Here is an 18,244-nt window from a genome sequence, read left to right as displayed (position 1 = left end):
CGGCACCCCGCCCCGTCGAGCAGCACCCCGGCACACAAGATCCTGACAGAGAGATCTTGGAGTTGTTCGGCCATCTATCGGACATTCCTGACCGCAATTCCCGAACAACTCCAAGATCAACTTCGGTCGGGGAGCGGGTCGGGGAGGGGCCCGCGCGGGGCGTCAGAGAGGCTCCCAGCGCTCGCCGTCGGCGGGTTCGGGCTCCTCGGCGGGCGCGTCGTCGTCGGCGGCGTCGGGCTCGGGCAGGTCGGTCACGTGCATGAGGTCACCGTCGGTCACGCCGCCGGCCGTTCGCGAGTGGGCAGATCACCCAATGAATGCGGCGTCGTCGCCGGCGGCGTCGGAGGCGACGGCGACCGCCAGCGCCGTCCGCGACCCGACACCGAGCTTGCGCATGGCCGCGCTGAGGTGCCGGTCGACGGTGCGCGGCGAGAGGAACAGCGCCTCGGCGACCTGCCGGTTGGTCATGCCCTGCGCCACCAGCCGGGCGACCTCCAGCTCGCGCGGCGACAGCTGGTCGCCGTAGCCGCGCCGGCCGCCGCGCCAGGCCCGGGCGACGTCGACGCCGTGCGCGCGCAGCACCTGGGCGACGCGGTCGGCGTCCCAGCGGGCGCCGAGGTCGCGCAGCCGCCGCTGCACCGTGCCGAGCAGGTCCAGCCCGGCGCCGTCGGGCAGCAGCGCCAGCGCCTGCCGCTCCAGCGCGAGCAGCTCCTGATAGGGACGGGGCAGCTCGGCCCACGCGGCCGCGGCCGCACCGAACAGCTCGGCCGCACGCTCGCCGGAGCCCGCCACGATCCCCCGGCACACCAGCAGGGCCGCCTGCGGGGCCGGCGCGGCGCGATCGCCGAGCCCGGCCGCGAACCGCTCGACGAGGTCCACCGCCTCGTCGCCGCGCCCGGCCCGCGCGAGTGCGTCGGCGTGCACCGGCGCCACCTCGGTGGCCCACAGCCAGATCCCTTTGCGCACGACCATGGCCATCGCCGGCTCGGTGACCCGCAGCGCGTCGGCGACGGCGTCGTCGGCCAGGAACAGCCGCCCGAGCGCGCCGGCCGGTCCGGTCTGCACGTCGACCAGTCCCCGCCGCACCGCCTCGGCGACCACGACCCGGAACTGGTCGGCGGCGTCGTCGCGGCGGCCGCCGGCGAGGTCGAGCAGGCCGAGGATCATCCGCGCCTCAAGCAGCGCCTCCGGCAGGGTGTCGGCGGACCCGGCCAGTTCGGTGACGTGCTCGGCCAGCCCGTCCCACGAGCCGCCGTGCCAGTCGAGGTTGGCGCGGGTGATCAGCGCCGAGTTCACCAGCCGCTGGTAGCCGGTCGCGGCGAGCAGCTCGACGGCGCCGTCCAGCTGACGCCGGGCGATCGCGTCGCGGCCCCAGGCGATGGCGGTATGCCCGACATTCATGCGGCACCGGCCCAGCTGCCGGCGCTCGAAGAGGCTGTCCGCCGCGGCGTCGATCGCCTCGGCCGCCGCCCAGCCGGTCTCGTCGCCCATCATCAGCAGCGCGCTGGCGCGGTCGACCGCGAGCCAGGTCTGCTCCTCGGCCGGCACCTGCGGGAACAGCGCCGTGGCGCGGTCGAGCCAGTCGCGGTGCCGGCTGACCGGCCAGACCTGCCCGCGCGGGTGCGACAGCGAGATCATCGCCCGCACGGCCAGTTCCGGCCGGGCGGCCAGCTCGCCGGCGGCGGTCTCGACCTGCTCGATGCCGGTGTCGAAGTCGCCCAGCTGCAGCCACAACCGGCCGAGCAGCAGCCGGATCTCGCCGCGCCGGTCGGCCGGGAGCTCCGGGCGGTCCAGCGCGGTGGCCAGCGTCGCGGCCACGACCAGCGCCAGCTCGCCGAGCGCGGCGACGCCCCAGGTGGCGGCCTGGCCGAGCTTCTGCGCCAGCCGGGCCTCACGCTCCGGCGGATGCGCGGCGGCCGTCAGCAGGTCGTTCAGCAGGACGACCGCGGCGCGGTCCTCGCCGGACTCCAGCGCGAGGTCCGCGGCGGCCTCGGCGTGCCGGCTCCACGCGGCGACGTCGCCGGCCTCGCGGAAGTGCCGGCTCAGCCGCAGCACGGGCGGGGTCGGCAGCTCCTGCAGCGCCGCGGCGGCCTGGCCGTGCAGCAGCCTCCGCTCGGACACCGGCAGGGCCTCCTCGATGGCCCGCGACGCCAGCACGTGCCGGCAGACGAACCGGCCCGGCGCGGCCTCACGCAGCAGCCCCGACGTCAGTGCAGCGGCCAGCCCCTGCCTCGCGTCGTCGTCCCCCAGCCCGGCGACCCGGGCGAGCAGGACGCCGTCGGCGGGCTCGGCCAGGACGGCGGCGGCCTCGAGCACGCGGCGGGCCTGCGACGGCAGCCGGTCGACCCGCTCCAGGACGGAGTCGCGCACCGTCGGCGGCACCTGCAGGTCGTCGACCGCCCGGCGGGACCATTCGTCGCCGCGCCGGACGATGTCGCCGCGGTCGCGCAGCAGCGACAGGCTCTCCTCCAGCGCGAGCGGCACGCCCTCGGTGCGGCGGTGCAGGAACGAGACGAACTCCGCCGAGATGTCGTCGGTGGCGAACATGGACGCGACCAGGGCGGTCGTCTCGCCGACCGTCAGCGGCTCCAACGCCAGCTCGACCCGGCGCAGCCCGGCCGGCGGGCGGGCAGTCAGCCGCAGCAGCGGCGACGCGGCCGGCACGTCGGTGGCCCGGTAGGTGACGACGAGGCTGAGGTCGTGCTGGGTGGCGCCGACGAGCAGCGGCAGGAACTCCAGCGTCGCGGCGTCGGCCCAGTGTGCGTCCTCGAGCACCAGCACCTCGATGCCGGACCGCTCGACCAGCTCGGCCAGCGCCCGGAACAGCCGGTGCCGCGTCGAGCTCGGGTCCTCCAGCGGCTCCAGCGCCGGCGGCAGGTGCTCGGCCCACTCCGGGAACAGCGGCCGCAGCGCGCCGGCCAGCGGGCTCAGCGGCACGCCGTCGACCGGCAGCCGGTGCAGCGCGTCGACCAGCGGACCCAGGGGGAACGGCTCGGCCAGCGGCGGGCAGGCCGCCACGAGCGTCGTGGCGGGGTCGCGCGAGCGCAGCGCCTCCTGCACCAGGCGGGTCTTCCCGATGCCGGCCTCCCCCTCGACCAGCACGAACGCCGGACGTCCGGGCGCCGCGAGGGCGGCGGTGACGGCGGACAGCTCGCGTTCGCGGCCGACGAAGGCGGCGGACTGCGCGGCGGGATCGGCGTGCTGATCTGCCACCGATCCTCCCGCCGCCGGCCACCGCTGCTCGTCTGCCCCACCGCTTCGGGTCAGCGTAGAACAGCGGCGGACGCCGGCGACGCCGGGTCATCGAGGCGGCTCACCGGGCGCCGACGAGCTCACGCACCAAGGCGGCGACCGCCGCCGGCCGGCGGTGCTGCGTCACGTGGCCGACGGCGACCGTGCACGTTTCGCGCGCGTAGGGCCCGGGGACGCGGCGAGGGGCCGGCGCGCTCGGCGCCGGCCCCTCGTCGTCGTCAGTGGTGTGCGGCAGGTGTGACCTGCGGCGGCATCAAAGCGCGCGGACGCGCGTGGCCTGCGGGCCCTTGGGGCCCTGCGCCAGCTCGAACTCCACGCTCTGGTTCTCCTCGAGGCTGCGGAAGCCCGCGCCGTCGATCTCGGAGTAGTGGACGAACACATCGGGTCCGTCCTCGCGGGCGATGAAGCCGAAGCCCTTCTCCGCGTTGAACCACTTGACCGTGCCCTGAGTCATTTCTGCTCCTCACAGGGGCTGGATATGGGCGCCGCACCGTGCGGTTCGCCCTGGCCGGTCCTAGACGACGCAACTTCTCCAGCAACCTGAAGGCAAGCAGCGCGCCCGCAACATGAAGTCCTTGCGAGCGTGCGGACACACGAACACAAACTCCGGCCGCCCTGGACAACGGGGTCGCCGCCCGATCCATTCCCGCGCCGTTCTCACCCCGCCGGCGGCCGTTGCACAGTCGCGGGTGGTTTCATGGATCACAGGCATCGGCAGGAGGGGGCGCGTGAGCGAGCACATTCCGGCCAGCGGCGCGCTGAGCCGCAGCGTCAACACCGTCTCCGGCTCCAGCGGCGAGCAGGCGCTCGAGTTCGCCGATGCCCTCATGGCGTTCCTGTCGGCGTCGCGGCGAACGCGGGGCCGGCTGCAGCCCCTGTTCGACGACATCACCGTGCCGCAGCTGGTGCTCCTCGACGCCATCGAGGAATGCGGCCGCGACGGCGTCGGCGCGATCGCTGAGCTGACCGGCCTCAGCCAGCCGACGGTCACCCGAAGCGCCGGCGCGCTGGTCCGCGACGGCCTGGTCCGCTACAGCCAGGCCGACGGCGATGGACGGCGCCGGGTCCTCGACCTCACCGAACGGGGCAGCACCCTGCTCGCCGCCAAACGCGCCGTCGTCGCCGGTCACCTGGCCGGCGCCTGGGACAACCTCTCCCCCGCCGAGCAGGACCTCGTGGTGCCGCTGCTCCGTCACCTCACCGAGCTGGTCGACAAGCTGTTCTGAGCACCGCAGCCGGTCGGCTGGTGCCCGGGACACCCACGGATACGCGCGAAAACGACGGATGCCGCCCCGATCCGGCCCGGATCCGCCAGTTTCGCGAGTATCCGTGGGTTGCGCGCGCATCGACTCAGCCGCCGCACCAGGCGATCCGCGTGATTGACTGGTCACAGAACTGTTCCTGCTATATAAATCGGCGTAACCTTGAAGTGACGAGCCGTTGGCTCTGGGTACATCCAACGGTGAGTACCGCAGCCGCAATGACGCGGAGGTGAGCAACGTGAGCTACGGATCGGCACACCTCGTGCATGCGATGCTCGACGGCTTGCGCTATGTCCTATGGGTCGTCGTCAGCGGGTTCGCCGTGGTCGGCGCCGCTTTCTACGGCGGGGCCGGAGTGGCCGCCGTCTGGCAGAAGGCGGGTCCGCCCGCGCGCCGGCGCGACGACGAGGTGGCCCGCGAGGCCGCCGAGGGCATCGCCGAGATCGAGGCCTTCCTGGCCCAGCACGAGCCGCACATCGAGCCGCCGGAACCACCGCCGGCGCCACGCCGGAAGCTCCCACCCGCGTCGGGTGAGGCCGCCTGATGCGACGATGCGGCCATGACGGAGGAGTACCGGTTCTACGGTGACCTCGCCGACTGGTGGCCGCTGATCTCACCGCCGGAGGAGTACGCCGACGAGGCCGCGTTCGCCGCGACCGCGCTGGAGTCCGCCAGCGTCCCCGTCCGCGAGGTGCTGGAGCTGGGCAGCGGAGGCGGACACAACGCGGTCCACCTCAAGCACCGGTTCGCGCTGACGCTGGTGGACCTGTCCCCGCGCATGCTCGACGTGTCGCGCCGGCTGAACCCCGAGTGCGAGCACGTCGAGGGCGACATGCGCGAGCTGCGCCTGGACCGCACGTTCGACGCGGTGTTCGTGCACGACGCCGTCGACTACATGCTCACCGAGGACGACCTCGGCCGCGCGGTCGCGACGGCGTTCGCGCACTGCCGCCCGGGCGGCGCCGCGGTCTTCGTCCCCGACCACACCGTCGAGACGTTCGAGGAGAGCACCGAGCACGGCGGCGCCGACGCCGACGACGGGCGCGGCGCCCGGTTCCTGGGCTGGACGTGGGACCCCGACCCTGACGACAGCTGGGTCCGGACGGAGTACGTGCTGCTGCTGCGCGAGCAGGACGGCAGCACCGAGACGGTGCACGAGACGCACCGCACCGGCATCTTCAGCCGCGACGTCTGGCACCGGCTGCTCGCCGGCGCCGGGTTCGAGCCGCTGGTGCTGACCCGCCGCGACGGGCCGGACGACCTGCCGCGCGACCTGTTCATCGCGCACCGTCCGGCCTGACCAGCGCCCGCTCGTACGCCACGACGGAGCGCCGGACGTGCGCCCGCGACGCCCGCTCGGCACGGGCCGGGTCGCCGGCCGCGATGGCCGCGGCGATCGCCTCGTGCTCGCGCAGCGTCCGCGCGATCCCGCCGGACGGCCGGCCGGACCAGGCGAGCCGCACCTGGCCGCTGAGGTTGTCGCCCACAACCGCCAGCCGGCCGTTGCCCGAGGCGTGCCAGATGGCCCGGTGGAACTCGGCGTCGAGGTCGCGCAGGCCGGCGAGGTCGCCGTCGTCGCCGTGCTCGCGCTGCTGGGCCAGCAGCGGGTCGAGGACGGTCCGGACCAACTCCGCGGCGGACGGCGACCGGGCCACCCGCCGCGCGGCGACGCCGTCGAGCATCTCGCGCAGCTCGTAGATCTCCAGCATGTCGCGCGGCCCGACCCGCGGCACGTGGAAGCCCCGGTGCGGGATCGCGACCAGGAAGCCGTCGCGCTCGAGGGCGGCCAGCGCGGACTTGATCGGCGTGGCCGACAGGCCGAGCCGTTCCGACAGCAGCCGCACGATCAGCTTCGTCCCGGGCGGCAGCTCACCGCCCACGATCATGGCACGGATGTCGCTGTAGGCGGACTGCGCCAGGGTCCGGTCGTCGTGGGGCACCAGCGCATGATGGCACCGGGCCCGGACAGTAGGAGTCCTGCGCGTCCGGCCGTCACGACCGGGCGGCCGGGGCGATGTTGTGGTTGAGGTGGAAGACGTTCTCCGGGTCGTAGGCCGTCTTCACCGCGGTCAGCCGGTCCAGCTTCTCCGGCCGGTAGGCGCGGCGGACGCCGGCGGCGCCCTCGTCGCTGAGCGCGTTGACGTACGCGCCGCTGGCGAACGACTCGATCGCGGCAGCGGTCCGACGCGCCACGGCCATGCGCTCGGCGTCCTCGGCGGCGTCGGACCACCGGGCGGCGGCGACGTACTCGAAGGCGGCGTCGCGCTGGCTGAACGCGGAATCGTCGTCAGGCACCTCGGCGATGGCGCCGCCGTAGGCCTGCAGGCTGATGCCCATGTCGACGTCGCCGTGCTCCACCATCGCGTCGATCGCCTCGTCGGGCAGCCCGCGCACGTAGTGCCCCTTCCAGTACCGGCGGTACGCGTGCCCCTCCGGGCTGTCCTCGCGCGTCTGCAGCTCGACGTAGGACAGCTCGCCGACGTTCTCCGTCACGGGCAAACCGAGCGAGCGCAGCGCCGGCAGCAGGTCCGCCGCATGCTCCGTCGGCCCGGCCCACACATACCCGACGGTGACCAGACCGCGGCCGAGCGCGGCGGCGAAGGTGGCCTGCCTGGGTGCGTCGGCGCTGAGATCGCGCCAGCCACGCAGCACCGCGGCGGCCTGCTCCAGGGGGTAGGTCAGCTCGGCGACGTAGGCGCGGGTGCCGACCGGATGCAGCTGGAACTCGAACTCGGTGACGATGCCGAAGTTGCCGCCGCCGCCGCGCAGCGCCCAGAACAGCTCCGGGTGCTCGTCGCGGGTGACCCGCAGCCGCTCGCCGTCAGCCGTCACCAGCTCGTAGGACACGACGTTGTCGCAGCTCAGACCGTACTGACGTGCCAGCCAGCCCATGCCGCCGCCCAGGGTCAGGCCGCCGACACCGGTGTGCGACACGTTGCCGGCGGTGGTGGCCAGGCCGTACTGCTGCGCCGCGACGTCCAGGGCGCCGAGCAGCGCGCCGCCCTGCACCCGGGCGCGCCGGGCGGCCGGGTCGACGGTGACCGCGCCCATCGGGGTGAGGTCGATCATCAGGCCGTCCTCGGGCACGGACATGCCCAGCACGCTGTGCCCGCCGCAACGCACGCCGATCTCCAGTCCCAGCTCGCGGGCCAGCGAGACGGCGGCCGCGACATCGTCCGCGGTGGCGCAGCGGACGATCATCCGCGGCCGGCGGTCGACCATGGCGTTCCAGACGGAGCGGGTGCGGTCGTAGTGCTCGTCGCCCGGCAGGACCAGGCGGTCGCCGAGCTGCTCGCGAAGGCGTGTCGTCGTCATGTGCCGAGCATCACAGTGACCGGTTCGCGCGATAAGGTCCAATGGCATGGCGGAACCCCGGACCAATTCCACCGGCGAGAGCTTGCTGGTGACGCTGGACCGGGGCTGCGGCGAACCGCTGCACCGGCAGCTCGCGGCGGCCGTGCGCGACGGCGTCCGATCCGGCCGGCTGCGGCGCGGCACCACGCTCCCGCCCACCCGCCGCCTGGCCGGTGAGCTCGGGGTGTCCCGTGGCGTCGTGGTCGAGGCGTACCAGCAGCTGGTCGCCGAGGGCTACCTGACCAGCCGCACCGGCGGCTACACCGAGGTCGCCGCGGCGCCGGCGGCGCAGTCCGAGCCGGCCACGCCGCCCGCCCCGCCCGAACCGGCCGTCAACTTCGGCTACGGCCGCTACGACGTCGCGAACTTCCCGCGGGCGGCCTGGCTGCGGTCGATCCGCCGTGCCTACGCCCAGGCACCCAACGAGCGTTTCGGGTACCTGTCCGGCCGCGGCGCGCCGGAGCTGCACGTGGCGCTGTCCGACTACCTCAACCGCGTCCGCGGCACCGCGGCCTACCCCGACACCGTCGTCGTCACCAACGGCTACGCCCAGGGCATCGCCCTGCTGGTCCAGGTGCTGGCCGCCCGCGGCGCCCGCCGCGTCGCCGTCGAGGACCCGTCCGCCGACGACGACCTGCGGCCGCTGGCCCGGGCGTCCGGCCTCGAGGTGGTCGGCGTGCCGGTCGACGACGACGGCATCCGTGCCGACCTGCTCGACGACGTCGAGGCCGACGCGCTGGTCCTCACGCCGACGCATCAATGGCCGACTGGAGCGATGCTGTCGGCGCCCCGTCGGGCGGCCGTGCTGCGCTGGGCGGCGGAGCGCGGCGCGCTGGTCGTCGAGGACGACTACGACGCCGAGTACCGCTACGACCGGTCACCGGTTGGCGCCATGCAGGGGCTGGCGCCCGAGCTCGTCGCCTACTCGGGCACGGCCAGCAAGACGCTGGCGCCCGGGCTGCGGCTGGGCTGGCTGGTACTGCCGCGGTCGTGGGTCGACGACGTCGCCGAGGCGAAGCTGCTGGCCGACCGCGGCTCGGGCGTCCTCGACCAGCTCGCGTTCGCCGACTTCCTGGCGCACGGGGAGTTCGACCGGCACCTGCGCCGCATGCGGCCGATCTACCGGCGGCGCCGCGACGTGCTGCTGGCGGCCCTGGCCGCCCGGCTGCCGGAGCTGGAGCCGGCGGGCATCTCGGCCGGGCTGCACCTGGTCACCTGGCTGCCGCCCGGTGCCGACGAGGCCGCGGTCGTGGCCGCGGCGGCCCGGCGCGGCGTGCGGGTGAACGGAGTGACGCCGTATCGCCTTTCTCCGGCCGAGCGGGGCGGATTGATCTTCGGCTATTCCGCCCTGAACGAACGCGCAGTCGCGGACGGAGTCGCGAGGCTGGCCGCCGCATTCGTGGATCTTCGCCGGAGTTGACCGCCGTACCGCCGGTTCGGCGCCCGCGGCGAGCACCCGGGCGCGTCGTGCGACCGAAGACCCGCTGGTCGAGGACTTTCGGCTGCGATCTTCTGGATCCAGATGCGCGAGACGGATCGATGAGTTAGTGTTGTTGTACGAGCCACCCTGCCGTTTTGCCCCCCAAATTGGCAGGGTGGCCCTTTCTTTGCCCGGAGCCTTTCTCCGCGCCACCAAACCTCCCTTTGCCGTGACTTTCGTCACAGCATTTCCGCAGCTCTCGTCGAGCGCGTTTCCGCGGCCGGATGGTCGCGCGCCCGGCGGGTCGTGGGCGGCGCGGCCGGTGCGCTACTCTTGAACTACCGACATAGTGAAGGTGGTTCAGCACATGACCACGTCGCGGCAGCACACGGAAGCCCTCGGCCGGATCCTCGAGCTGGTCGTCGTCCTCAGCGACGACATGACGCGCTCGCTGGCCGCCCAGGGCCTCACCGACGCCAGGGCCCACCTGCTCTGGGAGTTGCACCACCGCGGCCCGTCGACCCAGCGGGTACTCGCCGACGCGCTGCGGGTCAGCCCGCGCAACATCACCGGCCTGGTCGACGCGTTGGCCGCCACGGGCTTCGTCACCCGCGAGCCGCATCCCACCGACCGCCGCGCCACGCTGGTCTCGTTCACCGAGCACGGCGCGGCCGTCACCGCCGCCATGGAGCGCGACCAGCACGAGTTCGCCCGCATCCTCTTCGACGGCATGCCCGACGACCGCTTCACCGCGCTGGTCGAGGGCCTCGACGACCTGCTGGCGCGGCTGCGGGCCCACGGCGTGTCGATCGACGCGAGCCGCGAAGCCACCGATCCCGAGAGTGAGGCCGGCCGATGACCGACACCACCGAGCCGCGTGGCGCCACCCTCTTCCAGAAGGCCACCGCCTACGAGTCCGGCGTGTGGCGCAGCCTGTACGCCTGGCTGGCCCGCCGCCCGCGGGTGCCCGAGCCCGGCGCCACGCCGTTCGGCTACGTCGAGCCGGTGTCGCTGATCATCTGGGTGTTCATCGTCGGGTCGGCGATCGAGGTGGTGGTGGTCCACTTCATCATCCCGTGGCCGGTGGTGCAGATCATCGCGCTGGTCATCGGCATCTGGGGTCTGGTGTGGATGCTCGGCTACGCCGCGGCGCTGCGCGTGCACCCGCACGCCGTCGGCCCGACCGGGCTGTGGGTGCGCAACGGGCCCGTCGTCGACATCGCGCTGCGCTGGTCCGACATCGACGCCATCCGCATCCACAAGCGCACGCTGCCGGAGTCGAAGACCGTCCAGGTCGCCGACGGCGAGGACGGCGCCGTCCTGCAGGTCGCGGTGTCCAGCCAGCTCAACGTCCACCTCGTGCTGTTCGAGCCGGTGACCGTCGAGCTCCTGGACGGACCGGTCACCTTCACCGAGCTGCGCTTCTACGCCGACGACCCGAAGGGGCTGGTCACGCTCGCCCGCGAGTACCTCAGGGCGTGAGCCGCCCCGCGGCGGACGTGCGTCAGAGCGTGACGACCACCTTGCCGCGGGCGCGTCCGGCCTCGGAGTAGCGCAGCGCATCGGGGAGCTCGGCGAACGGGTAGCTGCGGTCGATGACGGGAACGACCCGGCCGTCGTCGAGGTACTCCGTCAGAGTGAGCAGGTTGGCCCGCCGGTTCCTGCTGCCGGCGACGTCGGTCATCGTCATCCGCTGCGACACGAACGGGTTGAGGGCGAGCGCGGCGAACGCGTGCCCGGCCGGCTGCACCCAGCGTCCGGCGGGACCGCCGACGACGACCAGCGCGCCGTCGCGCGCCAGGATCCGCCGGAACGCCCAGGCGGAGTGCCCGCCAGCGGCATCGATGACGAGCTCGTAGGCGCGCCCGGCGCGCGTGACGTCGACGGACGTGCGGTCGACGACCTCGCTGGCGCCGAGGCCCCGGACGAGGTCGGCGTTGCGGCCGCTGCAGACGCCGGTCACCTCGGCGCCCATCGCGACGGCGAGCTGGACGGCGAACGTCCCGACCCCGCCCGACGCACCGTTGACCAGCACCCGCTGGCCGGGCCGCACCCGGCCGTCGTCACGGACCGCCAGCAACGCCGTGATCGCCGCCAGCGGCACCGCGGCCGCCTGCTCGAACGAGAGCGCGCGCGGCAGCGGCGCGAGATCGGCCGCCTTCACGCAGGCGTACTCGGCGAAGCCGCCGCCGACGACCAGCGCGAACACCCCGTCCCCGACGGCGAAGCCGGTGACGTCGCGGCCGACGGCGGCCACCTCGCCGGCGACGTCGGCGCCGAGGATCTCGATGTCCGGCCGCCGCAGCCCGAGCGTGCCCGGCATGAGGCGCGACAGCCGCGGCTCGCCGCGCATGTGGTGCCAGTCGTACGGCTGCACCGACGTCGCGCGGACGCGGACCAGCACCTCGTCGTCGCCCGGCACCGGTGTCGGGACGTCAGCCAGGTCGAGGACATCGGGAGAACCGTACGAGCGGATGACGAACGCCTTCATCGTGCCCTCCTGAGCAGCGATTCTTACGACGTAAGGTCGTCGTACGTTGTAAGGTAGCCGTACGGCGTAAGGCTGTAAAGACCCGGGCGGCTCAGTGCGGGGCGGCCGCCGGCCGCGGACTCAGGACGAGCGCTCGCGCAGGCGGTCGAGGCCGTCGAGGATGAGGTCGAGGCCGAACTCGAACTCGGCCTGGTCGTCGCACCAGCCCAGCGTGGAGTCGGGGTCGTCGTGCGCGATCTCGGACAACATGCCGAGCAGGTGCGGCAGCCGGTCGGCGTATCCGGCCAGCTCCTCGGGCGGGCCGGAACCGTCACCGGGGTCGAACAGCTCCTGGCTGAAGCCCAGCGCCCGGCTGCCCAGCGCGTGCAGCGCGTGGTGGCCGAGGTCGTAGGAGAAGCCGCCGTCGCGCATGAGCCCGAGCAGGCGGTCGTGGTAACGCAGGATCTCGGGACTCATCGCGGCGCGGGTCTCGAGGACGGCCGGAGCCCAGGGGTGGCGCAGGAGCACCTCGCGGGCGGCGAGGATGCGGCGGCGGACGGCGGACTTCCACTGCGCGCCCGCCGACGGCAGGTCGAGGGCGTCGACCACCTCGTTGATCTCCCGCGCGACGACGTCGGCGATGCCGTCGAGGACCTCGTCCTTGTTGGCGACGTGGTAGTACAGCGACATCGCCTCGGCGCCGAGCTCGTCGGCCAGCCGGCGCATCGTCAGCGCCCCGATGCCGCCCTCGTCCGCCAGACGGACCGCGGCCCGCAGCACCCGGTCCCGGCTCAGCGGGACCCGGACCGGACCGGCCTCGGCGTCGGCCGCCACGTGCATCACCTCAGCTGACGATCGTACAAGCTGGTCGCCTGGCGAGCCCCCAATGATCATCGACCGTCGGCGACGTCATGATGTCGCCGACGGTCGATGATCACGCGGGAGGGTGGCTCGGTCCCCCTACTCGGATCGCGCCGTGAAGGCGTAGAGGTTGCCGTCCCACGAGCCGAACACCAGCGTGTTGCCGGTGACGGCCATGCCCGTCGCGTTCCAGGCTCCGGTCTCGTAGTCCCAGACCTGCGCACCAGTCGCCCGGTCGAAGCCGTAGACGTGACCGTTGTTGGCGCCGACGTACACGGTGTCGCCGGTGACGACCGGCGAGCCGAACACACCACCCTGGTCGATGTCGCCCGGCACCCCCCAGCCACCCCACTTGCGCTGGACGTACGGCTCCGGCGCGGCCTCCGGCGAACGCTTCCACAGCAGCTCGCGCCGGCGTCGCGGTCACCAGCGCCGTGATCGCCCCCCAGCGCGACGGCCAGCAGACCGGACCACCACAGCCGCCGTGCTCGAACCGCCATGACAGCCTCCCGGCCTCGAGAACTCGATCCCCCCGCCGCCGAGGTGGACGCCGGCCGTCCGGCGAGCGGCCGGCGCGCCCTGCGCATGCCGGGTGCTCCCGTCGGCGGCCTGCGATCATTTTCGGGCCGAGAACCCGATCGGGAACGTGATCGAATTGTGGACTCACGTTTCCTTCTTGTAACGATTGCAGCCATTCGCCGCTGCGTCGACAAGATCCGCCACCGCCGAGATCCACACGAACTCGCAGCTCAGCGCCGCCGTTGCGGTCGGTCGAAGATATGAGAACAATTCTCCATATCATCTGCAGGCAGGTCCCCGATATTCAAGAGGTCCAACCTCTCGTTATGGTGAGCCCACAAAAGAGGTTGGACCACTTGGAGAAGCCGATGCAGAAACCAGGCGTGCGCTACCGGGGCTACCGCAGTTTCGACTACCTCGAGCCGCACACCGACTTCCGCGTCTTCGACCTCGCCCAGGAGATCGGCCGCGTCCCGGCCTACGACCTCGGACTGGACGAGGAGCAGACGCGTCGGGTGACGGAGATCCTCGGCCGTGAGCACGTCATCTCCCTGCACGAGCACCCGAAGATCCTCACGAAGGACCCGTCGCTGCTGAAGGAGTACAACGGCACGGGGCGCAACGCGTTCGGGTTCGAGGGCATCGCCCGGTCGGGCATGACCGCGTTCTTCGACAACTTCATGAACGGCACCAACTGCGTGACGTCCGAGCACGGCTGGAAGTGGAACGACGTCGTCTTCGACCTCGGCCTGCGCTTCGCCGACGTCGCCCAGCAGGACCACGTCGTCCTCGCGCGCACCGTCGCCGACCTGGAGAAGGCCAAGACCCAGGGCCGCATCGCGCTGGTCGCGGGCCTCGAGGCCGCGACGATGATCGAGAACGAGCTGGACCGGCTGGACGTCCTCTACGGGCTCGGCGTGCGGCAGATGGGCATCGCCTACTCGATGGCCAACCAGCTCGGCTCCGGGCTGGCCGAGCCGGTGGACGGCGGCCTCACGATGTTCGGCGGCCGCGCGGTCGAGCGGATGAACAAGCTGGGCATCGCCATCGACATCTCGCACTCCTCGGACCGCACCAGCCGCGACGTCATCGAGCGGTCGTCGGTGCCGGTGTTCATCACGCACGCCGGCGCGCGGTCGGTGTGGCCCACCAACCGGATGAAGCCCGACGACGTCATCGTCGCCTGCGCCGAGCGCGGCGGGGTCATCGGCATCGAGGCCGCGCCGCACACGACGCTGTCCGAGGCGCACCCGGAGCACTCGCTGGAGTCGGTCATGGACCACTTCCAGTACTGCGTCGACCTGGTCGGCGTCGACCACGTCGCGTTCGGGCCCGACACGAACTTCGGCGACCACGTCGGGCTGCACGACTCCTTCACCGGCCACCTCAGCATCGCCGGCGCGCACGGCCACGTGGACCATCCGCGGGTCCCGTACGTCGCCGGGGTGGAGAACCCGGCGGAGAACTTCACCAACATCGTCGGCTGGCTCGTCAAGCACGGCTGGTCCGACGGCGACATCAGCAAGGTCATCGGTCTCAACATCCTGCGCGTACTCAAGGAGGTCTGGTGAAGGGCACGATCGGACGCATCCGGAGAACCGGTGCGGCACTGGCGGTCGCGACACTGGTCGCGGTCACGGGCTGCTCGCTCAACGAGGGCGGCGGCGAGTCCACCGGCGGCTCGGGCGGCTCGGACGAGCAGGCCGGCGGCGCCACGCTGCGCATCGGCACCACGACGGACATGGAGAACTTCAACCCGCTGCAGTCGCTGTCCAAGACCGACAGCTGGATCCTCAATGCCACCTACCCGACGCTGCTGCGCATCGACGGCAACGCGCAGAAGGTGCCGGAGCTGGCCGAGGAGTACACCACCGAGGCCGACGGCACCGTCGTCGTCTTCCACCTGCGCGACGACTTCGAGTGGTCCGACGGCACGCCGGTGACGGCGAAGGACGTCGCGTTCACCGCGCAGGCCATCATGGACCACCAGCTGGGCAACGTCGCGGCGAAGCTCACCTGGGTCACCGGCATCGAGGTGCGCGACGACCACACCGTCGCGTTCACGCTCAGCGAGCCGTACGCCCCGTTCGCCGAGGGCGTCGGCTTCTGGATGCGCATCGTTCCCGAGCACATCTTCAGCAAGGCCGGCGACGTCTCGCAGTTCGCCAACGACTCCGACTGGGTCGGCGCGGGCGCGTACATCCTGGAGTCGGCCACCAAGGGCCAGCGCTACGTCCTGAAGGCGAACGAGAACTACCCGTACGCCCCCGAGGGCGGTCCCGCCGTCGAGACCGTCGAGTACGTCGTCTACCCCGACGTCAACACGATGATCCTGGCGTTGCGCAACGGCGACATCGACCTCATGGGCACGCCGGTGCCGGTCTCGGCGGTGGCCTCGCTCGAGAGCGACGAGAACATCGCGATCGAGACGGTCGGGTCGCTCGGCTTCGCGCACCTCACCTACAACGTGCAGCACCCGGTGCTGGCCGACCAGACGGTGCGGCAGGCGCTGTCGATGGTGGTCGACACCGAGTCGATCATCGAGACGATCCTGCAGGGCGACGGCGAGCGGATGGTCGGCCCGATCTCGCCGATCTTCGCCGACTACGACAACAGCGACCTCGAGCCCTACCCGTTCGACCCCGCCGGCGCCCGCGCCCTGCTGGAGGGCGCCGGCTACACCGACGGCGACGGCGACGGCATCCTGGACGACCTGACGTTCGAGATGGTGTGCGACCAGTCCAACGCCAACCTCACCCGGGTGGCCGAGGTGGTCCGCGACGACGCCGCCGAGGCCGGCATCCAGATCGACCTGGCCTGCATCGAGCGGAACACCTTCCTCGCCCGCACCCGCGGCGGCGAGTACGACATCGACCTGTCGCAGTGGGGCGTCTTCGACAACCCGATGGACCAGCTGCGCAGCACCTACCTGTCGTCCAACCCGGGCGGGATCAACTACAACCTGGTCGCCGACCCCGAGCTGGACGCCCTGGTGAACGACGCCGCGGTGACCGCCGACCCGGAGCAGTTCGTGGAGAAGATCAAGGGCATCGACGCCTACGTCCACGACCAGGCGCTGCTGACGCCGCTGTACGTGGAGAACTTCCGCTTCGCCTACCGCGGTGACCGCTTCACCGGCTTCGACCCGTCGCCGTCGGACCTGCTCGGCATGGTCACCGGCTACTCGCTGGCCCAGGTCACACCGGTCGACTGAGCCGGCCTCGTCCAGATCCATGCCACCACACACCGGGAGGGTGGGTAGCACACCGTGTTGAGGTATGCCGCGAGTCGGCTGTTCCGCGCGATCCTGACCATCTGGATCGCCGTGACGGTGACGTTCTTCCTGCTGCGGCTGCTGCCGGCGGACCCCACCCTCCTGGTGGTGGAGGGTGACATGACCCCGGAGATGCAGGAGGCGCTCCGGAGTCAGTACGGCCTGGACAAGCCGATCCTCCAGCAGTACGTGCTCTACCTGGGCCAGCTGGTCCAGGGCAACCTCGGCGTCTCGTTCCGGCAGCTGGTGCCGGTCAGCGACCTGCTGCTGTCGCGGCTGCCGTGGACGCTGCTCCTCGCCGGATCGGCGTTCGTCCTGACGCTGCTCATCGGCATCCCGCTCGGCGTGCAGGCCGCCGTCGGCCGGGGCGGACTGGTCGACCGGGCCGTCCAGTTCTTCGGCATCACGGCGAACGCGCTGTTCATCCCCAGCGTCGCGATCCTGCTGCTGGTGGTGTTCGGGTCGAACCTCGGCTGGTTCCCGATCGGCCAGGCCATCGACCCGGACACCCGCGGGCTCGCGGCCTACGCCTCCCTGCTGCACCACCTGGCGCTGCCGCTGTTCTCGCTGGTGCTGGTGCAGCTCGGACCGTACGCGCTCACGCTGCGCACCAACATGGTCGAGGTGCTGGGCGAGGACTACATCACCAGCGCCCGCTCGCGCGGGCTCACCCACCGCCGGGTCGTGTGGCGACACGCCCTGCGCAACGCGGTGCTGCCGGCGCTGATGCTGATGGGCCTGCAGCTCGGGACGCTGATCGGCGGCGCCGTGCTGACCGAGACGGTGTTCGCCTACCCGGGTGTCGGCCGGCTGATCTTCGAGTCGGTGCAGCAGCTGGACTTCCCGGTGCTGCAGGGCGCCTTCGTCATCCTCGCGGTGACCGTCGTGCTGGCGAACCTGCTCACCGACCTGCTCTCGATGGCTCTCAACCCAAGGATCCGCACATGAGCACCGAGCCGCAGTCCCTCGTCGCCGACCCCCAGGCGGCGGCGCTGACCAGCACCCGGCGACGTCGCTCCGGAGGCTTCTTCTCCGCGCCGTCCGGCTGGCTGTCCGTCGGCGTGCTGGCCCTGTTCACGGTCGTCGCGATCGCCGGTCCGATGGTCGTCGACTCCCCCAGCGGCCTGGGCACCGACATCCTGCAGTCGCCGTCCGGCGCCCACTGGTTCGGCACCGACGACCTCGGCCAGGACGTGTTCGCCCAGGTCGTGTGGGGTACCCGGATCAGCCTGCTGGTGGGCGCCGTCGCGTCGCTGATCGCCATCGGCATCGGCACGCTGCTCGGCCTCGCCGCGGCCTACGTGAAGCGGCTGGACCCGGTGGTCACCACGGTCACCGACGTCATGCTGTCCCTGCCCATGCTGCCGCTGATGATCCTGGTGACCGCGCTGGCCGGGCCGAGCGTCGTCACGCTGATCACCGTGATCGGGCTGCTGTCCTGGCCCGAGGTGACCCGGATGATCCGGGCGAACGGGCTGGTCGTGGCCGCCATGCCGTACATCGACGGCGCCCGCGTGCTCGGCGCCGGTGCGACCCGCATCATCGCCCGCGAGATCCTGCCGGCGGTCATGCCGCTCGTCGTCGTCAACGTCCTGCTCACCGCGGCCCGCGCGGTGATCGCCGAGGCCGGCCTGTCGTTCCTCGGCATGGGCGACCCGTCGTCGTGGTCGTGGGGCCGCATCCTGCTCAACGCGCAGCGCTCGGGCACCATCGCGTCGGCGTGGTGGCAGACGCTGTTCCCGTCGCTGGCGATCCTGCTGCTCGTGCTGGCCGCGACCATCGCCGGCATCCGCTACAACGACTCGCGCGACCCGCGCACCCGAGGAGTGTGA

At 72.3% G+C, this 18,244-nt stretch carries 17 protein-coding genes; 10 read left to right on the top strand and 7 right to left on the bottom strand.

Features of this window, described 5'->3' with window-relative positions:
- Positions 1 to 306 precede the first annotated feature (306 nt).
- Positions 307 to 3,213: an ATP-binding protein gene (locus DY240_RS30400; RefSeq protein ID WP_119663385.1), complete on the bottom strand. Its 2,907-nt coding sequence runs from the start codon at positions 3,211 to 3,213 to the stop codon at positions 307 to 309.
- A 292-nt stretch (positions 3,214 to 3,505) separates the two neighbouring features.
- Positions 3,506 to 3,706, bottom strand: a complete 201-nt coding sequence (locus tag DY240_RS30395) for a cold-shock protein (protein ID WP_119663384.1) — start codon at positions 3,704 to 3,706, stop codon at positions 3,506 to 3,508.
- A 274-nt stretch (positions 3,707 to 3,980) separates the two neighbouring features.
- Here DY240_RS30395 and DY240_RS30390 point away from each other — a divergent pair, with 274 nt between their 5' ends.
- From DY240_RS30390 to DY240_RS30380, 3 genes are all read left to right on the top strand, one after another.
- A complete protein-coding gene (locus DY240_RS30390; RefSeq protein WP_158603062.1) occupies positions 3,981 to 4,478 on the top strand; it encodes a MarR family winged helix-turn-helix transcriptional regulator in 498 nt (165 codons plus the stop codon).
- Between the two features lie 274 nt (positions 4,479 to 4,752).
- Positions 4,753 to 5,058, top strand: a complete 306-nt coding sequence (locus DY240_RS30385; RefSeq protein ID WP_147375592.1) for a hypothetical protein — start codon at positions 4,753 to 4,755, stop codon at positions 5,056 to 5,058.
- 15 nt (positions 5,059 to 5,073) lie between these two features.
- Positions 5,074 to 5,814, top strand: a complete 741-nt coding sequence (locus tag DY240_RS30380) for a class I SAM-dependent methyltransferase (protein ID WP_119663381.1) — start codon at positions 5,074 to 5,076, stop codon at positions 5,812 to 5,814.
- On the opposite strand, the gene DY240_RS30375 is transcribed toward DY240_RS30380, so the two are convergent.
- Together DY240_RS30375 and DY240_RS30370 are read right to left on the bottom strand one after the other, a co-directional pair.
- The gene (locus DY240_RS30375) at positions 5,792 to 6,454 is read right to left on the bottom strand and encodes a GntR family transcriptional regulator (RefSeq protein WP_119663380.1); all 663 of its coding nucleotides are present in this window, start codon (positions 6,452 to 6,454) and stop codon (positions 5,792 to 5,794) included. The genes DY240_RS30380 and DY240_RS30375 overlap by 23 nt on opposite strands.
- A gap of 52 nt (positions 6,455 to 6,506) precedes the next feature.
- Positions 6,507 to 7,829, bottom strand: a complete 1,323-nt coding sequence (locus DY240_RS30370) for an FAD-binding oxidoreductase (protein ID WP_119663379.1) — start codon at positions 7,827 to 7,829, stop codon at positions 6,507 to 6,509.
- Positions 7,830 to 7,875: 46 nt separating this feature from the next.
- Here DY240_RS30370 and pdxR point away from each other — a divergent pair, with 46 nt between their 5' ends.
- The 3 genes from pdxR (at position 7,876) to DY240_RS30355 (ending at position 10,770) form a co-directional block, all read left to right on the top strand.
- Entirely contained in the window at positions 7,876 to 9,288 is a 1,413-nt protein-coding gene (gene pdxR, locus DY240_RS30365) for a MocR-like pyridoxine biosynthesis transcription factor PdxR (protein WP_119663378.1), read from the top strand.
- A gap of 367 nt (positions 9,289 to 9,655) precedes the next feature.
- Positions 9,656 to 10,147 carry a MarR family winged helix-turn-helix transcriptional regulator gene (locus DY240_RS30360; RefSeq protein ID WP_119663377.1) on the top strand — a complete coding sequence of 164 codons (492 nt, stop codon included), beginning with the start codon at positions 9,656 to 9,658 and terminating at the stop codon, positions 10,145 to 10,147.
- Positions 10,144 to 10,770 carry a hypothetical protein gene (locus DY240_RS30355; RefSeq protein WP_119663376.1) on the top strand — a complete coding sequence of 209 codons (627 nt, stop codon included), beginning with the start codon at positions 10,144 to 10,146 and terminating at the stop codon, positions 10,768 to 10,770. Before DY240_RS30360 ends, DY240_RS30355 begins: the two co-directional genes overlap by 4 nt.
- Before the next feature lie 22 nt (positions 10,771 to 10,792).
- Here DY240_RS30355 and DY240_RS30350 read toward each other — a convergent pair whose 3' ends face one another.
- From DY240_RS30350 to DY240_RS30340, 3 genes are all read right to left on the bottom strand, one after another.
- Entirely contained in the window at positions 10,793 to 11,779 is a 987-nt protein-coding gene (locus DY240_RS30350) for an NAD(P)-dependent alcohol dehydrogenase (RefSeq protein ID WP_119663375.1), read from the bottom strand.
- Positions 11,780 to 11,899: 120 nt separating this feature from the next.
- Positions 11,900 to 12,598, bottom strand: coding sequence for a TetR/AcrR family transcriptional regulator C-terminal domain-containing protein (locus DY240_RS30345; protein ID WP_119663374.1), 699 nt, complete (start codon positions 12,596 to 12,598; stop codon positions 11,900 to 11,902).
- 120 nt (positions 12,599 to 12,718) lie between these two features.
- The gene (locus DY240_RS30340; RefSeq protein WP_325049319.1) at positions 12,719 to 12,955 is read right to left on the bottom strand and encodes an outer membrane protein assembly factor BamB family protein; all 237 of its coding nucleotides are present in this window, start codon (positions 12,953 to 12,955) and stop codon (positions 12,719 to 12,721) included.
- Positions 12,956 to 13,506: 551 nt separating this feature from the next.
- Here DY240_RS30340 and DY240_RS30335 point away from each other — a divergent pair.
- The 4 genes from DY240_RS30335 to DY240_RS30320 are packed head-to-tail and all read left to right on the top strand — an operon-like array spanning position 13,507 to position 18,244.
- Complete coding sequence (locus tag DY240_RS30335; protein WP_119663388.1) at positions 13,507 to 14,709, top strand: dipeptidase; 1,203 nt, start codon at positions 13,507 to 13,509, stop codon at positions 14,707 to 14,709.
- Positions 14,706 to 16,352: an ABC transporter substrate-binding protein gene (locus DY240_RS30330; protein WP_199702765.1), complete on the top strand. Its 1,647-nt coding sequence runs from the start codon at positions 14,706 to 14,708 to the stop codon at positions 16,350 to 16,352. The genes DY240_RS30335 and DY240_RS30330 overlap by 4 nt, the downstream gene beginning before the upstream one ends.
- 54 nt (positions 16,353 to 16,406) lie before the next feature.
- On the top strand, positions 16,407 to 17,360 hold the full coding sequence (locus DY240_RS30325; RefSeq protein ID WP_119663372.1) for an ABC transporter permease: 954 nt from the start codon (positions 16,407 to 16,409) through the stop codon (positions 17,358 to 17,360).
- Positions 17,357 to 18,244, top strand: coding sequence for an ABC transporter permease (locus tag DY240_RS30320; protein ID WP_119663371.1), 888 nt, complete (start codon positions 17,357 to 17,359; stop codon positions 18,242 to 18,244). Before DY240_RS30325 ends, DY240_RS30320 begins: the two co-directional genes overlap by 4 nt.

The organism is Jiangella rhizosphaerae (assembly GCF_003579925.1).
Classification (GTDB): Bacteria; Actinomycetota; Actinomycetes; order Jiangellales; family Jiangellaceae; genus Jiangella; species Jiangella rhizosphaerae.
Note: the sequence above shows the minus strand (reverse complement) of the source record. Positions and strands in the feature narration are given on the sequence as shown.

Bases quoted from the DNA above. Each gene is read 5' to 3' on its own strand.
- DY240_RS30350 (WP_119663375.1), bottom strand. From the start codon at position 11,779: ATGAAGGCGTTCGTCATCCGCTCGTACGGTTCTCCCGATGTCCTCGAC.
- DY240_RS30335 (WP_119663388.1), top strand. From the start codon at position 13,507: ATGCAGAAACCAGGCGTGCGCTACCGGGGCTACCGCAGTTTCGACTAC.
- DY240_RS30395 (WP_119663384.1), bottom strand. From the start codon at position 3,706: ATGACTCAGGGCACGGTCAAGTGGTTCAACGCGGAGAAGGGCTTCGGC.
- DY240_RS30380 (WP_119663381.1), top strand. From the start codon at position 5,074: ATGACGGAGGAGTACCGGTTCTACGGTGACCTCGCCGACTGGTGGCCG.
- DY240_RS30320 (WP_119663371.1), top strand. From the start codon at position 17,357: ATGAGCACCGAGCCGCAGTCCCTCGTCGCCGACCCCCAGGCGGCGGCG.
- DY240_RS30345 (WP_119663374.1), bottom strand. From the start codon at position 12,598: ATGCACGTGGCGGCCGACGCCGAGGCCGGTCCGGTCCGGGTCCCGCTG.
- DY240_RS30355 (WP_119663376.1), top strand. From the start codon at position 10,144: ATGACCGACACCACCGAGCCGCGTGGCGCCACCCTCTTCCAGAAGGCC.
- DY240_RS30370 (WP_119663379.1), bottom strand. From the start codon at position 7,829: ATGACGACGACACGCCTTCGCGAGCAGCTCGGCGACCGCCTGGTCCTG.
- pdxR (WP_119663378.1), top strand. From the start codon at position 7,876: ATGGCGGAACCCCGGACCAATTCCACCGGCGAGAGCTTGCTGGTGACG.
- DY240_RS30360 (WP_119663377.1), top strand. From the start codon at position 9,656: ATGACCACGTCGCGGCAGCACACGGAAGCCCTCGGCCGGATCCTCGAG.